The 20,309-nt window shown below is 67.0% G+C and carries 14 protein-coding genes; 2 read left to right on the forward strand and 12 right to left on the reverse strand.

The annotated features are described in order from the left end of the window. Positions 1-62: 62 nt before the first annotated feature. Both U0004_RS15285 and U0004_RS15290 read left to right on the forward strand, forming a co-directional pair. A complete protein-coding gene (locus U0004_RS15285; RefSeq protein ID WP_217495225.1) occupies positions 63-1,274 on the forward strand; it encodes a DUF7832 domain-containing protein in 1,212 nt (403 codons plus the stop codon). A 325-nt stretch (positions 1,275-1,599) separates the two neighbouring features. After that, positions 1,600-3,339 (forward strand): serine hydrolase domain-containing protein, encoded by a 1,740-nt coding sequence (locus U0004_RS15290; RefSeq protein ID WP_081345491.1) that lies wholly within the window; start codon positions 1,600-1,602, stop codon positions 3,337-3,339. Positions 3,340-3,484: 145 nt separating this feature from the next. Here the strand turns inward: U0004_RS15290 and U0004_RS15295 are convergent, their stop codons facing one another. From U0004_RS15295 to U0004_RS15350, 12 genes are read right to left on the reverse strand one after another with little or no spacing between them, the layout of a single operon-like run. Beyond that, a complete protein-coding gene (locus tag U0004_RS15295) occupies positions 3,485-5,920 on the reverse strand; it encodes a glycosyltransferase (RefSeq protein WP_071653634.1) in 2,436 nt (811 codons plus the stop codon). Beyond that, on the reverse strand, positions 5,917-7,155 hold the full coding sequence (locus U0004_RS15300) for a TIGR04063 family PEP-CTERM/XrtA system glycosyltransferase (protein ID WP_070254387.1): 1,239 nt from the start codon (positions 7,153-7,155) through the stop codon (positions 5,917-5,919). Before U0004_RS15300 ends, U0004_RS15295 begins: the two co-directional genes overlap by 4 nt. A 4-nt stretch (positions 7,156-7,159) precedes the next feature. Beyond that, a complete protein-coding gene (locus tag U0004_RS15305) occupies positions 7,160-9,112 on the reverse strand; it encodes an XrtA/PEP-CTERM system amidotransferase (RefSeq protein WP_070254388.1) in 1,953 nt (650 codons plus the stop codon). Positions 9,113-9,122: 10 nt separating this feature from the next. Further along, positions 9,123-10,325, reverse strand: coding sequence for a TIGR03088 family PEP-CTERM/XrtA system glycosyltransferase (locus tag U0004_RS15310; protein ID WP_070254389.1), 1,203 nt, complete (start codon positions 10,323-10,325; stop codon positions 9,123-9,125). Further along, complete coding sequence (gene xrtA, locus U0004_RS15315; RefSeq protein WP_070254390.1) at positions 10,315-11,892, reverse strand: exosortase A; 1,578 nt, start codon at positions 11,890-11,892, stop codon at positions 10,315-10,317. Before xrtA ends, U0004_RS15310 begins: the two co-directional genes overlap by 11 nt. Further along, on the reverse strand, positions 11,889-13,184 hold the full coding sequence (locus tag U0004_RS15320) for a TIGR03087 family PEP-CTERM/XrtA system glycosyltransferase (RefSeq protein ID WP_070254391.1): 1,296 nt from the start codon (positions 13,182-13,184) through the stop codon (positions 11,889-11,891). The genes xrtA and U0004_RS15320 overlap by 4 nt, the downstream gene beginning before the upstream one ends. Positions 13,185-13,199: 15 nt before the next feature. Continuing rightward, positions 13,200-14,291: a FemAB family XrtA/PEP-CTERM system-associated protein gene (locus tag U0004_RS15325; protein WP_070254462.1), complete on the reverse strand. Its 1,092-nt coding sequence runs from the start codon at positions 14,289-14,291 to the stop codon at positions 13,200-13,202. Then, the gene (locus U0004_RS15330) at positions 14,291-15,148 is read right to left on the reverse strand and encodes an XrtA system polysaccharide deacetylase (protein ID WP_070254392.1); all 858 of its coding nucleotides are present in this window, start codon (positions 15,146-15,148) and stop codon (positions 14,291-14,293) included. Before U0004_RS15330 ends, U0004_RS15325 begins: the two co-directional genes overlap by 1 nt. After that, entirely contained in the window at positions 15,145-16,305 is a 1,161-nt protein-coding gene (gene wecB, locus U0004_RS15335) for a non-hydrolyzing UDP-N-acetylglucosamine 2-epimerase (protein WP_070254393.1), read from the reverse strand. Before wecB ends, U0004_RS15330 begins: the two co-directional genes overlap by 4 nt. 12 nt (positions 16,306-16,317) lie before the next feature. Next, positions 16,318-17,856: a TIGR03016 family PEP-CTERM system-associated outer membrane protein gene (locus U0004_RS15340; RefSeq protein WP_070254394.1), complete on the reverse strand. Its 1,539-nt coding sequence runs from the start codon at positions 17,854-17,856 to the stop codon at positions 16,318-16,320. Beyond that, positions 17,840-18,682 carry an XrtA-associated tyrosine autokinase gene (locus U0004_RS15345; RefSeq protein WP_070254395.1) on the reverse strand — a complete coding sequence of 281 codons (843 nt, stop codon included), beginning with the start codon at positions 18,680-18,682 and terminating at the stop codon, positions 17,840-17,842. Before U0004_RS15345 ends, U0004_RS15340 begins: the two co-directional genes overlap by 17 nt. Positions 18,683-18,702: 20 nt before the next feature. Beyond that, on the reverse strand, positions 18,703-20,232 hold the full coding sequence (locus U0004_RS15350) for an XrtA system polysaccharide chain length determinant (protein ID WP_070254396.1): 1,530 nt from the start codon (positions 20,230-20,232) through the stop codon (positions 18,703-18,705). Between the last annotated feature and the right edge of the window lie 77 nt (positions 20,233-20,309).

Consider the following 20,309-nt stretch of genomic DNA (forward strand, 5'->3'; position numbering starts at 1 on the left):
GTCCATTACCCGGATCAGGGCGTTACCCGGCACGCTGGCAAGTGCGCTGAAGCAACAGGACAATGACTATTTCGATATTTTTATGGGTTTGCACAATGGCGTATGACAGGATTGATTGGCATTCTGGAGGAAAATTTCCCGATGATTTGCCGGAAGAGAATGGCGGTATCCATATCGGCATGTTCCTGGCCTGGTTGCTGAACCAGGACATGGCGAGCGATTTCCACCGCACAGATTCCCCCGAGGAGCTAAGGCGTCTGGCAAGTCGGGAAATGACCGGACTTCAATTTCTGATCGATGCTTGCGATGGCAAGCTATGGGAAGACGATCTCAACGATCAGGGCAATGCTTTCACCGTTGACTATTACGATGAAAAGTCGACATTCGCCCGAAAGCATGGCAGCTTTCTGCAAGACTATTGTGACGTATTCAACCGTTACGCCGCTGCACATGGCTTTGAGTATCCCAGCGTCTATCACGTCCAGAATACCTGGGAGAAATTCGATCAACTGAAACCCATGCTCGACCAGCGCTACAGCCAATGGCAAGCGTGGTCGGCCGATCCCGCCAACCGTCAGCGCGATCCAAAAGCCCAGTTTCTTCATGCTTGCCAGGAAGTCGGGAAATTTCTCTTGCCGCATGGTTTTAAACCCAACAAGGCAGGAACCGTTTGGAAGAAGCTGGCTGCCGATAAGGACACCGTTTTCGAGGTATCGTTCGAGTCCGAGCGCTATAATTCCCGCAGCGATGTTCGCATGACGGTCGACCTCTCCATCGCCAGCAAAGCCCTGAAGAAGTGGCTTGCGCAGAGGGGCGGCGCAGCCGGTTACGATGGTTGCGTTCTATTCGGCGGCTTGCTTCGGCCCGAAAAAGCTGCCAGCTCCATTGTCTGGCAAGTGGCGGGTTTGACGGCGCGCTCCTCGATTGAGGAGATGTGCCAGCTGCTCGCCGAACGCAGCCTGCCGCTTTTCGCTTTGTTCGCCGATCGTCCGCGGGCGCTGGAACATCTTGCGTCGCATGGAGGCGGTTTTCCCGCCATTTGCGATTCAACGCCTACCCCTTTGTCATTCTTGTTGTGCTTCGGGACCCAAGAACAGTCGCAACGTTTTTTCACTGGCTACGTTGCTTCCAGACCATCCCCGTGGCGGCGTAATATCTTTCAGACATACACCCGGCTTCAAGCAGGCGAGGTGTGGGAATCTTCCGCCTACTCGCACGAAAGGGACATCAAGCTGGCGTTTCAAAGCGGCCTGACTTTACCGCAAAAGTCCTGACTTTCTGGGCGGACTCGCGCCAAGCCGGATTTGCGCAACAATTCCAGCCGGCTTTGTTGCGCAAATAGACGAGGACGCCGACCGGCAGTCATTTTTCAGCGACTCCGTCACTCGATTCATGCGGGCCACCGTCGTCTTCGGGGCGGAACCTGCCCGCCCGGAAGCGCTCACGCCCGCCAATGCGCACCGCAACTCATCCGGGAAAATGACCGCCCATGACTGATATCCGACTGCCTGTCGCAATCCTGCATGGTGGCCGGGCAGGGTGACGTATCGTCAACTTTTCCTTCCTGACATCCGTCAACCACCATTGAAAGAAGCGTTCATGCGAGTTCATTCCCTGGCAGTCATCGTTACCCTGTTGTTCGCAAGCGGTGTCCAGGCGGACGCATTGGACGACATCATCAAAGCCGAAATGAAGATGCGGCAAATTCCCGGCCTATCGCTTGCCATCATCGAGAACGGCAAGATTGTCAGGGCGCAAGGGTACGGTGTCACGGAAAAGGGCGGCAAGACGCCGGTCAGCCCGCACACACTGTTCCAGGCCGGTTCGGTCAGCAAACCGGTCGCCGCGCTGGGCGCGCTGCACCTGGTAGAGCAAGGCAAGCTTGCCCTTGACGAAGACGTCAATACCAGGCTGCTCACGTGGAAGCTGCCGGACAGCACCCTGGCGGCCGAACAGAAGGTGACCCTGCGCAGGTTGCTAAGCCATAACGCCGGGCTGACCGTGCACGGCTTCCCCGGCTACGCCAGCAATGCGCCATTACCCGGCGTGGTCCAGGTGCTCGACGGGGAGAAACCCGCGAATACCGCAGCCATTCGCGTTGACATTGTTCCAGGCAGCAAGGTGCGTTACTCCGGTGGCGGTTATACCGTCATGCAGCAAATGGTGGCCGACGTGAGCGGCCAGGCGTTTCCCGATTACATGCGCGACGCCGTCCTCAAGCCCTTGGGCATGCAGGAGAGCTCCTATCTGCAACCGCCGCCAGCCGAGCGCGCGCGCCTGAATGCCAGCGGCCACCTTGCCGATCGCAGCATGGTGGTCGGCCGCTGGCATGTGTATCCAGAAATGGCGGCGGCCGGTCTATGGACCAACGCATCGGACCTGGCGCGCTTCGCCATCGGCGTGCAGCAATCCCTGGCCGGCACGTCCAACCCGCTCATCTCGGCAGCCTTGACGCAACAGATGCTGACCCCGCAAATAGAGAACGCGGGCCTGGGCGTCTTCCTGCACGGCAGCGGCAGCGCGCAACGCTTTTCGCACGGCGGGCGCGACGAAGGCTTCGATACCTTGCTGACGGCATTTTCCCGGACAGGCCAGGGTGCCGTGATCATGATTAACGCGAACGACAATTCCCGCATGATGGACCGCCTGACCGCCGCCATCGGCCGCGCCTATCGCTGGCTGGATGCCGACCACGACGTGTTGCGCAAGCACCCCGCCGTCAACATCGATGCCAGGGAACTCATCCGCTACACGGGCCGCTACGAGCTGGCGAACAACACGATGGGCACCTTCGATATGCAGGATGGCCGGCTGCGCAGCATTTCCGATGGCTTGCCCGACGAAGTGTTCGTGCCCGTCGGCCCACAGCGCTTCCATTCGACGTCGCGCAATTGCGAACTGGCTTTTGCCGTCGATGCACAAGGAGAGGTGACTGACGTTGTCGTGACGACCAAAGACAAGGTCAATACGGCGCCGCGCATCGGCCCGCTGATGCGCACGGTCAAAGCCCGCACCGACCCCAATCCTGCGCGTACCCGGAATATACAGGCCGTGCTTGCCGACATTGCGCGTGGCGGCAGCGCCTTGGCCAACTCGGCATTCGCCACAGCTGGCATCAAACGCAATTTTGGCACACAGGCGGTAGGCGAACTGGCCCATGCAAAATCGCTGACTTTTTTGCACGAGCAGCCCGTTGCCGGCCGAGCGATCGAACGCCATGACAGCAAGGTGGACAGCATCCTTGCCTTCCGCGCCAGCGGCATCCAGCCGGCGCGCACGCTGCTGGTTTACCTGACGGCGGACGCTTTGTTTGCCGACTTCGATCTGGTGGACGACTGAACGCCCGGCGTGCCAAGACACGCCGACGATGCGCTGTGGTTCGAGAAGTGCTTGAACACGGAGCTGGAGCTGTAGGCCAGTAGAACTGGACCGGCATGACCGCCTGGTGAACAGGAAATGTATGATATCGCTGAAGGCCGCCGTGCTAGGCGACTTTGCTGAGCACATAGCGGTATTTCCCCGACGCCTCCGCCGCTATTTCTTCGACTTCCTCGATGGCGATGTCCACCTGTGCGCCCAGCCTGGCCTGGAAGCCGGTGACGATGGCGACGCGGGTGGTGGCGTCCAGGCGGGGCAGGCAGACCAGCAGCACGCGCGTGCGCAGCAGGGATTCCTGGATGATCTTGAAGCTGCGCACTTGCGGCAGTTCGCGCACGATGTAGACGAGGGCCAGGCCGTGCATGACGGTGCCGTCCACGGCGGTCAGAAAATCCGTGCTGCGTCCTTCGATTTTTTGCAGCAGGGGCAGGCCGCGTCCGCAGGCGCACGGTTCTGCACCCAGCGCGCCCACGTCGCCCGTGGCGTAGCGGATGAACGGGTAGTCCTGCGTGGCCAGGTGGGTGACGACGATGTCGCCCGTGGCCCCTGGCGGCAGCGGCTGGCCATTGCCATCAAGGATTTCCACGATGATGTCTTCGGCCGTGATGTGCATGCCGCCTTCCGGGCATTCGTGGGCGATGAAGCCCGCGTCGCGCCCGCCGTAGCCGTTCGCCACGGGGCAGCCGAAGGCGGCGGCGATCTGCGCGCGCTGCTCGTCGTACAGGCGTTCGGCCGTGACGAACGCCACTTTTACGCCCAGGCCGTCGAGCGGCAGGTCGCGCGCGCTGGCGTGGCTGGCGATGCGGCACAGGGCCGACGGATAGCCGAACAGCATGCGCGGACGCCAGCGGCGCAACTGCCTGACATAGCCATCGAGGCGCGCGGGCGACATGGCAAACGCAGGCAGCAGGGTGGTGCGCAACAGCGCGTCGCGCAGGCGGCGCACGCGGTCTTGCGCGTGCAGCTCGATGGGCGAACCCCACAACACGGCTTCGCGGTCGCCGATGTCGACGCCCCACCAGCGCGTGGCGCGCCACTTGGCGGCGATGTCGTGGCTGACCCTGCGCCGTCCCAGGAAAAACTGCAGCGGCTCGCCGCTGGAGCCACCCGTGGCGAACGGCCGCAAGCCCACGGCGCGGGCCGACTTGAAGCTGTCGCGCGCGGCGGCGATATCGCCCTTGCGCAGCAGCGGCAGGCGCGACAGATCGCTCAGTTGCCTGAGCTGGCCGGGATCGAAACCGCTGCGGGCGAACAGCGCCCGGTAATGCGGCACGTGATCGGCCGCGTGGCGCAGCAGCGCGCGCAGGCGCGCCAGCTGCCACGCTTCCAGCTGCTGCGCGCTCCACCATTGCGAGCGTTCCAGCCGATGCAGCAGGCGCGCGCTGTGGTGGCCCTTGCACCATTCATGCAGGGGGAATAGCCAGCGGGCGACGCAGCGCGTGTAGGCGCCGGGGCGCGGTGCGGCGCGGATGCGGCGGTAGTGCGCGGCCAGTCTGGGCGCGATGCCGGGCCAGCCGAAGGTGGCGGCCTGCGCCAGGCCCGCGTCTGCCATGGCCCGCGCACGGGGCGGGTCGCGCAGCAGCGCCAGGATGGCCTGCGCCATGGCCGGCGCCTCGCCGGGCGGCACCAGCAGCGCCGTCACGCCATCCTGCAGCAGGGCGGGGATGCCGCCCACGTTGGTGCTGACGACGGGCACGCCGCAGGCCAGCGCTTCGAGCACGGAATTGGGCATGTTGTCGGCCAGGCTGGGATTGAGGACGATGTCGCTGGCCTGGTACAGGGCCGGCATGGCGGCATTGTCGACGTGGCCGGCAAAGCGCACGGCATCTTTCACGCCGAGGGAGCTGGCCAGACGCGCCAGCGCCGCGCGCTGCGGCCCGCCGCCGGCCAGCACCAGGCGCGCCGCGGGAAAAGCCTCGCGCACGATGGCGAAGGCGCGCACGGCGCTGGCGTTGTCGTACAGGCTTTCCAGGTGGCGCGCCACGAGGATGCACGGGCCGTCCCCGGGCGGCGCACGTGGCGCAGCCGGCGCAAAGCGCTGCAAGTCCACCACGTTTGGCACGATGTGGGCCGTATGGCCATATTGCTCGAAGATGCCGGCCAGGTAGGCCGAGGGCACGACGATGGCGCTGGCGCGGCGCAGGCTGAACGCCACCAGGCGCGGCGAGCGGGCGAAGAAGGCGGCCGCTTCGCCGCCCCGGTAATTGAGCAGGGCAGGCTTGCCTTTCAGGCTGGCGATCCACAGCGCGGGCGCTGCCTGCAAATGCCAGGACCAGCCGGAATTGGCCATGATGTGGAACAGGTCGACCGTATTGGCCGTGCGCCACAGGCGCCACAGCAGCAGGGGCAGGCGCAGCGCGGCGCGCAGGTAGCGGATGCGCGCCAGCCAGGGCGGCAGCGCGGGGCCGTTGACGGCCAGCAGCTGCACTTGCGCGCCATCGTCGCGCAGCTTGCGCGCCAGTTGCGCCGTCTGATTCGCCATGCCGCCGGCCGGCGGCGGCAGCGGACCGACCAGCGCGATGCGCAGGCCCGTGAAGATCATGGCATGACTCCGGCCGCATTCACCGCCATGCGGGCCGCCGCCACGCGCGCATACACGGGCGCATAGCGGCCCACGCTGGCACCCCAGCTGCGCTCCGTCTCGACGAAGGCGCGCGCCTGGCGCCGCAGCGCGGGCCAGCTGGCAGGCGCCAGCAGCAAAGCCAGTATGGCTTGCGCCAGCGCCTCGGCGTCGCCGGCGCGAAACAGCATGCCCGTCTTGCCATGCTCGACCAGTTCGCGGTGGCCGCCCACGTCGGACGCCACCACCAGGCGGCCCTGGGCCATCGCTTCGAGCGGTTTCAAGGGCGTCACCAGCTCCGTCAGGCGCATGGGCAGGCGCGGATACACGCAGATGTCGACCAGCTGATAATAGGCGGCCACCTGCGCATGCGGTACTCTGCCCGCGAAGACCACCGCGTGGGCTATGCCCAGTTGCGCCGCCAGCACCTGCAGCGCCGCTTCCTGCGGCCCGCCGCCGGCCAGCAGCAGCCGCAATGCCGGCTGCGCCGCCAGCAGGCGCGGCATGGCGCGCAGCAGCAGGGCAAGTCCTTCGTAGGCATAGAACGAGCCGATGAAGCCGAGAACCAGATGGCCGTGCAGGCCCAGTTTATGCGCCAGCCACAGGTCGCCGGACGCCGTGACGCTGAAGGCGCCCGCATCGACGGCGTTCGGAATCACGGTGATTTTATGCGCGGGCACGCCGCGCGCGCACAGCTCGCGCCGCAAGCCGTCGCAGATGGTGGTGACGGCATCGGCGCGGCGCAGCGCGTAGGTTTCCAGCGCGCGCGTGAGCCGGTAGCGCAGGCCGCCGGGCCGGCTGCTGCCATGGTCGGCCGCCGCGTCTTCCCAGAAGGCGCGCACTTCATACACGACGGGGATGCCCAGCGCGCGGCCCGCGTTGAGGGCCGCGATGGCGTTCAGGGCCGGCGAATGCGCATGCAGGATGTCGGGCTTGATCCGCTGCGCCAGCCGGCGCAGGCGCACGGCCAGGCCGATGATGACAGCCGCTTGCCGCAGCACGGGCAGGCGCGCCCACCAGCGTGCATCGGGCGCCGTGCGGTAGAAATGCCAGCCGTCGACCAGCTGCTGCGCGCCATCCGACGGTCCCTGCTTGGCACTGGTGAGCTGCATGGTGTGCCAGCCCAGCGCGCGCTGCTGCCGCAGGATGGCCAGCGTGCGAAAGGTGTAGCCGCTGTGCAGGGGCAGCGAGTGGTCGAGGATGTGCAGGATGCGCATGGCGTCACTCCATGGCCATGGCCGGCGCGGGCGCCGGCGCCTGGCGGCCATCGACGGGCAGCACCTGGCGCAGGAACGCTTCGAACATCAGCAGCGACCACAGGGGCGCGCTGTAGTCGCGCCGCCCGCTCGCGTGCTGTTCCAGCAGCAGGCGCACGTAGTCCATGTCGAACAGGCCGCATTGCGCCAGGGTGGGACCGAGCAGCCGTTGCTGCAGGCGCTGGCGCAGCGGGCCGCGCAGCCAGTCGGCCAGCGGCACCGAAAAGCCCATCTTCTGGCGGTACAGCAGGCTGTCCGGCAGCAGCGGGCGCAGGGCTTTTTTCAGCAGGTACTTGCCTTCGCCGCGCCGCAGCTTGAACTGCGGCGGCAGGCCGGACATCCACGCCACCAGTTCGTGGTCGAGCAGCGGCGAGCGCACTTCCAGCGCATGCGCCATGCTGGCCCGGTCGACCTTCGTGAGGATGTCGCCGGGCAGGTAGGTTTTCAAGTCCAGGTACTGCACCTGCGACAGCGGATCCTGCGCGGGACTGGCCAGCGCGTGGCGGCGCAGCACTTCGACGGCGCGGTAGCCGTGCAGGCTGCGCCGCATCTCGGGGCTGAACAGGCGCGCGCGCATGGCGTCGCCCAGCAGGCTGACGCCGTGAAAATACGCGTCCGTCGTGTCGCGCGCCAGGCCTTCGAAGGTGGTCTTGGCGCGCAGGAAGCGGGGCGCCCAGTCGGCCTTCGGGTACCACCGCCCCAGGGTGCCGAACAGCGACTGGCGCAGGCCGGCCGGCAGCAGCGGATCCATCGCCTTGCGCACTTTTTCCTCGCGCGTGTGCAGGCGGTAGCGGCGGTAGCCGGCCAGGCTTTCATCGCCGCCGTCGCCCGACAGGGCCACCGTGACCCGCTGGCGCGCCAGTTGGCAGACGCGGTAGGTCGGCATGGCGGAACTGTCGGCGAACGGTTCGTCGTACAGGTTGGCCAGCAGGTCGATCAGCTCGAAGTCGTCCTGCCCGACCTGGCGCGCGTGGTGCGCCGTGGCGTAGCGGCGCGCCACCAGGTCGGCGTAGCGCGCTTCGTTGTACGCCGGGTCGCCGAACGAGATGGAACACGTGTTGACGGGCGTGGCGCTGGCCCCGGCCATCAGCGCCACGACGGCGCTCGAATCGACGCCGCCTGACAGGAAGGCCCCCAGCGGTACTTCGGCCACCATGCGGAGGCGCACGGCTTCGCGCAGGCGCGCCAGCAATTCGTCGGCCGCCTGCGCCTCGCTGGCGGGCGGATTCGGCGTGAACGGGATGTCCCAGTACGATTGCGGCGCGGGCAGCGGCTGGCCGGCGCGAATCGACAGCGTATGCCCGGGCGGGAGCTTGCGCGCGTGCTGGAAGATGCTGCGCGGCTCGGGCACGTAGCCGTACGCGAAATATTCTTCCACGGCCAGCGGGTCGAGCGCGCGCGGCATGGCCGGATGCGCGAGCAGGGCCTTCAGTTCGGAGCCGAACAGCAGGGTGCCGTCCTGCGCCTCGCCGTAGTACAGGGGTTTGACGCCCAGGCGGTCGCGCGCCAGGAACAGCAGGTGGCGGCGGCGGTCCCACAGGGCGAAGGCGAACATGCCGCGCAGGCGCTGCACGCATTGCTCGCCCCATTGCTCCCAGGCGTGGACGATGACTTCCGTGTCGCTGCTGGTGCGGAAGGGGTGGCCGAACTGGCGCAGTTCCGCCATCAGGCTGCGATAGTTATAGATTTCGCCATTGAAGACGATGGCGATGCTGCGGTCGGCGTTGAACAGCGGCTGCTGGCCGCTGGCCAGGTCGATCACGGACAGGCGCCGGTGCGCCAGGCCCAGTCCCGGCTCGCGGTGCAAGCCCCCTTCGTCCGGCCCCCGGTGGCGCAGGCTGTGGTTCATGCGCGCCAGCAGCAGCACGTCGATGTCGCGCTGGCCCTGCAAATCAAAGATGCCGCTGATGCCGCACATGGGAGGCCTTTCAGGGAATGGTGGACAGGGGAGAGGGCTGGCGCGCGCCCGTCAGGCGGTCGTACACGGCCAGGTAGGCGCCGGCCATGGCGGGCAGGCTGTGCTCGGCCAGCACCTGGCGCCGCCCGCGCGCGCCGTGGCGGGGGCCCAGTTCGGGCATGCTGTAATAGTCGAGCATGGCGTCGGCCAGCATCTCGGGCGACCCGGGCGGCACCAGGGTGCCGCTCCAGCCCGACTGCACCAGTTCCGCATTGCCGCCCACTTGCGTGGCGACGATGGGCAGCCCCGTCGCCATCGCTTCGAGGATGGTGTTCGAGCTGCCTTCGGCCAGAGATGGCAGCACGAACAGGTCCATGGCGCGCAGCAGTTGCGCCACGTCGTCGCGCGCGCCGGGCAGCCAGGCAAGATGGGCCACGCCGGCCTGCTGCAGCAGATCCAGGCAAGCCTGGCGGCACGGTCCGTCGCCGACGATGATCAGGCGCAGGCGCGCGCGGGCGCCCGGCTGCGCCAGCAACAGCATGAAGGCGTGCACCAGCGAGGCATGGTCCTTGACGGCCGCCATGCGGCCCACGCTGCCGATGACGAAGGCGCCATTGCACAGGAAGCCGGGCGGACCCACGGCGGCCGGCGGGCCCAGGCGCGGATGGAATTGCACGCTGTCGACGCCATTGCCGATGTGCGACACCTGCGCGGGCGCCGCGCCGATGGCATCGACCAGCCATTGCCCCAGGTCGGCGCTGACGGCGATGAAGTGCTGCACCAGCGGCAGCATGCATTTGCGCAGCAGCCGGTATTTGCGGCGGGTACCGTGCAAGTCGCTCATGTCGCGCCCGTGTTCGCCATGCACGCGCAGGCGCACGCCGGCCAGGCAGGCCAGCAATTGCGCTTCGAGGCAGCCCAGGTTGCGCGTGTGCACGAGTGCCGGGCGCAGCTGTTTCAGCACGCGGTACAGGTGCAGGTAATGGCGCCAGTCCTTGCCTTCTCGCTTGTCCAGGCTGATGACATCGACCCCGGGGGTGGTCAGGCGCTGGCGAAACGCGGTGGCATTCTTCATGCAGACGATGGCGTGCCGGTAGCGTTCTGGCGGTAAATGGTTGATCAGGTTGACGAGGCCGTTTTCCAGCCCGCCCACGTCGAGCTGGTGGATCACGTGCACGATCAGGGGGGCGGCGCTGGCCGCCTGCGGGCCGCCGCGAGTGAGGTCAAGGGCCATGCGGCAACTCCTGCAAGCGTTGTTCGATGACGGGCAGGGCTGCCCGCAGGAAGGCTTGCAGGTGCGCGCGCGGTGGCGGCGCCAGCTCGTCGTAGACGGCAAAGACGATGATGTCGGCACCATCCTGGCGCCTGCCCAGCAGCTTGGCTTGCGCCAGCAGCAGTTTTACCAGCACGGGCCTGGCCGTCATCATGCCGCCCTGGCGGTACACGCGCCACACCAGCAGGCGCTCGCCGCCGTGGGCCAGCACGCTTTCGCGCACGCCCATGGAAGCGCCGGCCAGGCTGACGTGCTGCACGCGCTGCGCCAATGGCGTCCAGCGCGCGCCGTATGGCGAGGATAGATGCGTCAGCAATTCGGCATTGCGCGCCTGGCGCGCATACCAGTGCAGTTGCAGCCCCACGGGCGCGCCGTCGCCGTCCTGGCGCGCATACGTGGCGGCAAACAGCGCGGGCTCGCCCGCATACGGCGCCTGCCACGGCGCTGCCGCAGCGTGCAGGCGGCGCCAGGCGGGCGGATCGGGCAAGGCCAGCACGATGGCGGGCAGCCTGGCGCTGTCGTGGCGGTGGCTGGCCAGCGCCAATGCCGGCCACAGCGCCGCCAGCAGCAGGCAGGCGATGCTGGCGCGCACGGCGGCGCGCGGGCTGGCCGCAGCGGCGCCCAGGCGTACGGGTTGAGCTGGCGGCACGGCGCGCGCCGGCGGCAATTCGCGCCAGCGCGCGGCCAGCCAGAACAGCAGCAACGCCACCAGGCCGAAGAACAGCCAGCCATAGATCAGGTGGTCGACGCCCACGGCCAGGCGCATGTTGCTCAGGTGGCCCAGCATTACGATCAGGTAGGCGCGCACGCCATTGGCGAGGATGGGCACGAGCAGCGCGGCGGCCATGACGGCCAGGCGCCGCCGCGTGCTGCGGAAGTGGACATGCGCGAACAGGGCGCCCAGGGCCAGCGCGGCGATCAGGTAGCGCAAGCCGCTGCACGCTTCCACCACTGACCAGTTCCCGGTGGGCAGTGAAAAATTGCTGCCATCGCGAAACACTGGCACGCCCGTCCATTGCAGCGCGGTGACGGTAAAGGCGGCCGTGAAGTCGATCAGGGGATCGAGGAAAACTTCGCCAAACGGCACGGCGAGGAACAGATACGCGAGTGGAAACGCCAGCAGGCGCACGGCCGGCCAGCCGAGGATGGCCAGCACGCAGGCGGGCAGCATGGCGGTGGCCGCATACTGTTCCACCACGGGCACGTTGGCGGCGTCGGCCAGCAGCCAGGCCAGGCCCAGCGCGCCCAGCAACAGCAAGCCCTGCCGCGACGGCTGGGGCGCCAGCGCGGCCAGGCGGGCGCGCTGGCGCCAGGCCAGCCAGCAGCTGATGGGCACGATCAGGAAGCCGTGCGCGAAGGTTTGCGAGCGGGACCACAGTTCCACCATCGACCAGAAGGTGGCGTGGTACAGCAGCACGACGGCGGCCAGGGCCAGCAGCAGGAGCATCAACGCTTGCTGCCGGTCCTGGCCGTGCGGCCAGACGGCCGCATCCGGCAAGCGGGCCAGCTGGTCGAGTTGCAGACTCATGTGGATGGCTCCCGCACGGGCAGCAAAGGCGCGGCGGCGCCGCTGGCAGGCGTATCCGTACCGGTCTCGGCCGATACACCCAGCATGGCGCCCAGGCCGCGCAGGTTGCGTTCCCAGTCGTAATCCTGTAGCACCAGCTGGCGGGCCGCCGCGCCGATGGCCGCGCCGTTGCCTTCGGCCGCGCTGCCTTGGGCATGGCGCAGCACGCGCGCGGCATGGTGGATGAATTCGGCATCGTCGCGCGCCAGCAGCAGTTCCAGGCCCGGCTGGGCGGCGATGCCTTCGAGCGCCTGCGGCGTGGCCAGTACGATCTTGCCCATCGCCATCGCTTCCAGTACCTTGTTTTGCACGCCGCGGGCAATGCGCAGGGGGGCCACGGCCAGCGCCGCACCAGCCAGGTAGGGCCGGATGTCGGGCACCTTGCCCGTCACCACCACGCCAGCTACCTTTGCCAGCGCCGTCACGGCGGGCACGGGCGCGCTGCCGACGATATAGAACTGCAACTGGGGGAACTGGCGCCGCAGGGCGGGCCAGACGTGGCGCACGAACCATTGCACGGCGTCGACGTTCGGCCAGTAATCCATAGCGCCCGTAAACACCAGCGCCTGCATCCCCGGTGGATACACGCCGGGCTGGGCCGGCATGGGCGTGAAATACGCCGTGTCGACACCGTTATTAAAATAGCCCGTCTTGCGCCGCGCCATCGGTGCGCACTGGCGGAACAGGGCCGCTTCGGCCGCCGAGACGAAGCTGGCGGCCGTGAATTGCTGGGCGATATGGCGCTCGTACTGCAGCAGCAGATGCGCTTCGCGCCGGTACAGCTGCGACATGGGCCAGGGCTTGCTGTCGCCGTACTGGCGCCATTTGTCGGAATCGACATCGACGAAATCGATCACGCGGTGCAGGGCGCGGCCCGCGCTGCCGTCGATGTATTGCGCCATGGGCCCGGAAAAGGCCAGCGCGTGGCGCACCTTGCCGCCCGACAGCAAGCCATCGACCCATTGCAGCAGGCGCGCATCGCGGTAGTACTGCACGCTCATGGCCTGGCGCGACAGCAGCGCCTGCATGGCGCGCCAGCGGGCCGTGCCGCGCCGTAAGGCGATGAAGCGCGTGCTCGCGCACAGGGCGGCCACGGTTTTCGCATGCTGCCAGTCGTCTTCATCGTCGATGAAGCAGCCCAGGTGCACGCGAAAATGCCGGCTCAGGTATTGCAGCATGTGCCACGAACGTATCTTGTCGCCCTTGTTGGGCGGATACGGCAGGCGGTGGGCGAGGAATAAAAGTTCGCGCATGGCGGGTCCCGTCGCTTAGCCCAGTTGCCGCACGATGTGCGGCCCCAGCAGGTTGGCCAGCGGCAGCGGCAGGCGGCGCCAGGCGCGGATGAACAGTGCGTATTTCGGATTCAGGGGATTGACGTCCGGCAAGGACTTCGCGCGCACGAGCTTGTAGGCATACGGCAGTGGCTGCGGCGTAAAACCCCAGTTCTTCTTGAAGTCGTATGCTCCGGTGCCCAGCTTGCTGCGGCCGAAATCGAACAGGCGGTAGCCACGCGCGCTGGCGCGGCGCATCGCCTCCCAGTACATGAAGTCGTTGGCGCCCGTGCTGCGCGCCAGCACGCTGCCACCGCCATAATAGGGCAACACTTCATCTCGGAAATAGAACAGCAGCACGCTGGCTTGCGCCTGCTGGCCGTGATACGCGGTGAGGACTTCGCAATCGCTGCCAAACACCGTGCGCAGCAGGGCAAAATGGCGGCGCGCGAAGACGGGCGTGCCCAGCCGGTGCACGCTGGCCGCGTAGACCGGGTAGAAATGGTTGAGGTCATAGTCGATGGCGCTGTGCAGTCCGCCCGTCATGGCCTTGCGCACGACGGCGCGCTGCTTGCGGGGAATGGCCAGCAGGTTCTGTTCGGCGTCGGCATGCAGGGGGCGGCGGAAGGTCGCGTACAGGGGTTTCTGCAGCCAGGAAGAGTCCGCATTTTCCGACGCGCTTTGCTCCACTTCGCGCCAGCGGTATTCCAGCTGCCCCACGCCGAGGCGCCGGGCCAGCGCCTGCGCGGCGCTGTCGAGGGCCCGGCGCACGGCCGCGCCGCCGCCGGCGATGCCGCCGTACACGCAAAACGGCAGCGAGACGAGCGAGGAGCCGAACAACCGGCTGCGCAGATGGGCCAACGGCAGCACGGCGGCGATGCGCCCGTCCTGTTCCGCGTACAAAAAATAGCTGTCGTGGTTAAACCCTTGCTGCATGATGGTTTGCCAGCCGGCGCGGTGAAAGAAGGTCGCTTCCGGGCACGTGTCGACAAAGGCATCCCAGCGCCCATGTTCGTGTCCCTGCAGGGAGCGCACGGCGATGGCGGTGCTGGACTGTACCGGGTCGGGGGCAAGGCTGGCCTCGTGCATCATGTGCTTTCCAGAAAAATACGGTCCATGCGGTCCCAGGCGAAATCGCGCGTCAGGCGTTCCAGCCGCGCTTCCATGCGCCCCAGGTTCAGGTAGTGGCGAAAGCGCGTCCTGGCACTCAGGCCCGTCGGGCGCGGCTGGCCGGGATCGAGTTCCCAAGGATGAAAATAGAATATGCCAGCTTGCCCGTCGCGCGAATTGATGCGTCGCAAAAGCCAGCGCGACAGTGCATACGGCATCAATCGAAAGTAGCCGCCGCCGCCGGCCGGCAGGTTGCGCCCGCGCAGGCGCACGGTGCTGACGGGCAGTTCCAGCATGCCGTGCGGCCCGCGCGGGCGCCAGGCGAAGCGGGGAGCATCGGGCATGCCGTAATGGTCGTGGCGGATCGGGTAGATGCTGGAACTGTAGCGGTAGCCCGCTTCCTGCAGCACGTCGAAGGCCCACAGGTTGGCCGCGCCGATGGAAAAGCTGGGCGCCCGGTAGCCGTGCACGGCCAGCCCCGTCAATTGCTCGAGGATGGTCTTGCTGTGGCGCACATCCTCGGCGAACTGCGCGGCCGACTGGTCGCAGGCGCGCAGGTGCGCATAGCCGTGGCTGGCCACTTCGTGCCCGGCGGCGGCCACGCGGCGCAGCATGGCCGGATAGCGCTCGGCGACCCAGCCCAGGGTAAAAAAGGTGGCGTGGATGCGCCGCGCGTCCAGCAGCAGCAGGATGCGCTCGATATTCGCCTCGACCCGGCATTCCAGGCGCGGCCAGTCGGCGCGCGCGATGTGCGGCGCAAAGGCGGATACCTGGAAATAGTCTTCCACATCGATGGTCAGCGCGTTGCGCAATATCACAGCTGAAGGCGGCGTCATGGCGTGCCCCGGCGCGCCGCCAGCCAGGGCGCGATGACGGCGGCGATGCGCTCGGCCGCGTGGCCATCCCACAGGGGCGGAATGCGGCCGCGCTTGCCGCCCGTGTCCAGGATGCCCCGCGCCAGCGCCAGGATGGCGGCCGGCTGCGTGCCGGCCAGGGTATTCGTGCCATCGCTGACAGTGACGGGCCGCTCCGTATTGGCGCGCAGGGTCAGGCAGGGCACGCCCAGGGCCGTGCTTTCTTCCTGGATGCCGCCGGAGTCCGTCAGCACCAGGCGCGCCTCCTGCATCAGGCCCAGCATTTCCAGGTAGCCCAGCGGCGGCAGGCAGATGATGGCATGCCGCGCCAGCAGCGGCTCCAGGCCCGCCAGGCGCAAGCCGGCCAGGGTGCGCGGGTGGATGGGAAACAGCAGCGGCAGCCGGGTTGACAGTTGCCCCAGCGCCTGCAGCAGCGCTTCCAGTTGCGCCGGATCATCCACGTTCGACGGCCGGTGCAGGGTCAGCAGCCCATACGCGGGCGGGCAGGCGTGGCCGTGGGCGCGCAGGGTGGCGGCGGGCCTGGCTGCGCGCGGCAATTGCTGCCGCAGGCTGTCGATCATGACGTTGCCCGTGAAATGGATGCGTTCGGGGACGATGCCTTCGCGCAGCAGGTTGGCGCGCGCGCCTTCCTCGCTGGTCAGCAGCAGGTCGGACAACTGGTCCGTCAGCACGCGGTTGATTTCCTCGGGCATGCGCCGGTCGCCGCTGCGCAATCCGGCCTCGACGTGGATCACGGGCGTGCCGCGCTTGGCCGCCACCAGCGCGCACGCCAGGGTGGAATTGACGTCGCCCACCACCAGCACGGCGTCGGGCGCCAGCGGCGGCTGCGCATCGAGCACGGCGTCGAAGCGGCGCATGATCTCGGCCGTCTGCTGCGCGTGGTTGCCGGAGCCGACGTCGAGGCTGATGTCGGGCGGACGCAGGTCCAGGTCGATAAACAGCTGCCCATTCATGGCCGTGTCGTAGTGCTGGCCCGTATGCAGCAAGGTCACGCGCACGGCAGGCGCCTGGCGGGCCAGGGCCGCCAGGATGGGCGCCATCTTCATCAGGTTGGGGCGCGCGGCCACCACGCACAGCAGGTGCGCCGGCGCGGCGGACACAAGAGACGGGTCGGACATGCTGCGGCCTCCTTAGAAATGCATGGTGAGCGTGGCGCTGACGCCGTTTTCGCGGTAATCGCCGCCGTGGTTGCTGGCGTGCCGCGTGTGCCGCACGTCGATGCTGGCCGTCATGTCCGGCTGCAGGATGCGCGTGTAGCCGGCCGTCAGGGTGATGTTGTTGTCGCGCCGGGGCACGCTCAGCGAGCGCACGCTGGCGTAGCCGGCATTGACATTCACGCTGGTGCGCGAGCTGGCTTGCCAGCTCCAGCCCACGTTGCCGCCGATCTGGCGCGTGCGGTCTTCGCTGCCGAACTCCACGCCGGGCAGCAAGCCGCTGTCGATGCCGCTGGCCGTTTGCGCCGTGCGGTCGACAGCCGTGACGCCAGCGATCATCGTGCTTTTCGCCGTGGCGCGCGCCATCGTCAGCTTCAGCTGTTTTTGCAGGAAATAGCGGTGGCTGAAGTAATTGATGGCGCCCCGTTCCGGCCCCAGGCTGTTGGCGTAGCGCAGGAAGGCATCGATGCGCAGGCGCCGGTCGCGCGCGTTGGGAAAGATGCCGCGCCACAATTGATCGAGCAGCCGGCCTGCGTCGCGGTCGCCCAGGCGCGAAAACTGCGTGGGCATGGTGGTGATGTTTTCGCTGTAATTGAGTTGCCAGTTGGTATGGCGCTGCAGGAAAGTGGCGTCCAGGCTGTAGGTGTGGCCAAAGAAGCGCTTGCCCGTGCTGAAGGCCACGCTGGTGCGCGGCGACGGCGTCCACACGCCGCCCAGCGACCAGAAGCGGCCTGCCGGCGCCTTGCCGGTGTTTGACAGATAGCCTTCCTTTTCCATGCCGCCGCTGGCCGTGGCCGCCCATTTGCTGCTGAACGGATAGCGCAGGCCCACGCTGCTGCGCTGCATGCGCACGGGGGCCAGCTTGCTGTCCTGCGTGCGGCGCACGTCGTGGCTGGCGTTCCAGGTCCAGCCGCTGGCGCGCGGCTCGCCGCTGAGCAGTAACTCCATTTCATCGCTGTGCACGGACAGCAGTGCGCCGCCACTGTCGACCGTGTTGCGCGTGTAGCGCAGCTCGGCCGTTGCCAGGCCGCGGAAACGGTGGCGCAGGTAGGGGCTGATGCCGGTGGTGCGCACGGTGCTGGCATTGTCCGTGCCGGGCAGGTCGTCGATCAATTGCGGGCCGAACGGCGAGATGTTGCGCCGGCTCACGCTGGCGTTTGCATCGATGAAGAACCAGTCCTTGACCAGCTCGGCGTCCGCCGAGGCGGCCAGTTCATGGTTGTCCGTATCGGCACGTTGTCCGGACAGGTATTTGTGCCAGCTGTAATCGAGGTGCACGCGCAGGCGGGGACCCGTGCCGATAAGGGCGATGGCGGGTGCGATCTCCGTGATGAAGTCCGATTGCGCCTGGCCGGGCGGTGCGCGCAAGGCGTTGTCCGTATAGCTTACACGCTGGCGCAGCGACGGTTTCACCAGCCAGTCGACGGCGCCGGCCGGCAGGGGCAGCAGCAGGGATAGCAAGGGCAGCAGCAGCGGCGGCGGTAGCGAAACCCCGCGGCTAATCGTAATGGCCATAGCCGTAGTAGTCGTTGCCGGGGAACGATTTGGTCTTGTTGTAGATCAAATGAATGTGTTCGCACGACTCGATCTGGCGCAGCGCTTCCTTGACGGCGTGCTGGGTCGTCGTTTCCGCCTCGACCACCATCACCACTTGTCCCATCTGCCCCACCAGCGCGTGCGCCTCGCTGGTGATCAGCAGAGGCGGCGAGTCGAAGACGACGATGCGGTCGGCATAGCGGCTGGCGATCTCGGCCAGCAACCGGCTCATGGCGCGGCTGGCCAGCAATTCCGTCGCGTGCTTGTTGCTGCGCCCGGCGGGCAAGATGCTCAGGTTGGCAACGTTGGTTTTCAGGATCACGTCGGCCATGGCCAGTTGCGGGTCGAGCAGCACGTCCATCAGCCCCGGTTCCGGTGGCAGGCCCAGCACTTTCAGCACGGACGGGCGCGCCACGTCGGCATCGACCAGCAGTACCGTGATATCCATTTCCATGGCGATGCTCATGGCCAGGTTGATGGCGCAATACGTCTTGCCTTCGCCCGGCATGGCGCTGGTGACGACGATCAGGTTGCCGTGGCGGATGGCCTCGGCGCCGCTGGCGCGCGCCTGGCGCAGCAGCGGGCGCTTGATGATGCGGAAATCCTCGGCCACCGAGCTGCGCCCGCCATCGTGCGTGAGCATGCCTTGCTCGGCCAGCCGGGCCAGGTTCAGGGGGCGGTACTGGGGCGAGCGGGCCGTGTCCGCGCCATCCGCGCCATCCGCACCTTCCGCGCCATACGGCACGCCGGCCTCGGCCACGCCCAGGATCGTGGGTTCCTGCTTGCCGCTGTCCTTGCTGCTCATCGTCGCTCCCGTGGCGTGGTCTAGAATTTCAGCAGCGCGGCCGTCATGACCCCGCCGTACAGCACGAACAGGCTGCCCAGGCAGGCGCCAAAGCCATAGCGGGCGCGGCGGCGGCGCACCTGCTGCAGCGCCGTCCAGTTCATCGATACCGTGCCCAGCACGTTCAAGCCCGTGGCATCGCGCAGTTCGGCGGGACTGAGAAAGGTGGGGCGCACCTGGCTGATCAGGAGGGCCGTGGCGACGCCGGCCACCAGGGCCGCGCCCAGCGCCGCGCTGAACAGCAGCGGGCGGTTCGGGCCGACGGGCGCATATTGCACCGTGGGCGGGTCGATGATCTTGAAGGCCATCATCTCGGTGGTGGAACTGAGTTCGCCCGACAGCTTGGCCGCTTCGCGCCGGCCGATCAGCTTTTCATAGTTTTCCTTGTTGATGATGTAGTCGCGGTTGAGCTGCGCCAGCTGCGACTCCACTTCGGGCACGGCATTGCTCTGCGCCAGCAGGCGCTCATTGCGCGCGCTGTATTCCTGCACGCGGGCCTTGATGGCGGCCACCTTGGCATCCGCGTCCGTCAACGCCACCTTCAGCTGCTGCAGCATGGGGCTGTAGTTCTTGCCCGGGTCGCCGGCCGCCGTTTTCAGCTTGCTTTCCTCGATCTTGCGTTCTTCCAGCTGGGCCACCAGGCGCTTCGAGGCGATGATGTCGGGATGCAATTCCGTAAATTGCATGCGCAGGCTGTCGAGGTTCTTGTTGATCGACGCGATGCGCTCGTCGAGTTCGGGATTCGTGATGGCCGAAGCGTTCGGCTCCAGGTCGAGCACGGGCTCGTCGCCCTCGATCTGGCTCTGGATGGCCTTGCGCGATTGTTCCGCCTCGACCAGTTCCAGCTTGGCATTGTTCAGGCTATCGGATGACATCAGCAGCTGGCTGCCATAATCGATGCCCTGGCGCGGCAGCAGCAGGTTGTTGCGGATCTTGAATTCCTTCACCAGGTTTTCCGCCGCGCTCAGCTTGTCCTCGTAATTCTTGATCTGCTCGTCGATGAATTGCACCGCCTTCTGCGTATCCCCTTTCTTGCCCTGGAAACTGCCTTCGACAAAGATGGTCAGCAGGCTTTGCACCACGTCGCGCACCAGCTTCGGGTCGCGCCCGCTGTAGCTGATGGTGTAGATGTCATACGCGTTGGTGCCGGTGATCTTGATGCGGCTCATCAAGTCGTCGAGCTGGGCTTCGTGCTCGCGCACGGTCTTCGAATCGAGGTCGAGGTCGACCATGCGCATGACGCGCTCCACGTTCGGCCGGCTGAGCAGGGTGCGGCTCATGATGGCCACCTGCTGTTCCGTGTTCGGCACGCTGGTCATGCCGGCCATCAGCGGTTTGAGGATGGTTTGCGTATCGACAAACACGCGCGCCGACGTCTGGAAGTCGTCGGGCAGGGTGATCACCTTGATGAAGCCGGCGATGGCCACCAGCCACGCCACCAGCACCGCATGCCAGCGGTACTTCCAGATACCTTTCAGGCTGGAAAGCAGTTGCTGTATCAATTCTTCCATGTCGCTTCCTTCAGGTGACGGTGCTGCACGGTAGATGGGGTGGCGGCGCGGACAACGACGGCATCTTGCAAGAAATG

The organism is Janthinobacterium lividum, from assembly GCF_034424625.1.
GTDB lineage: Bacteria > Pseudomonadota > Gammaproteobacteria > Burkholderiales > Burkholderiaceae_D > Janthinobacterium > Janthinobacterium lividum.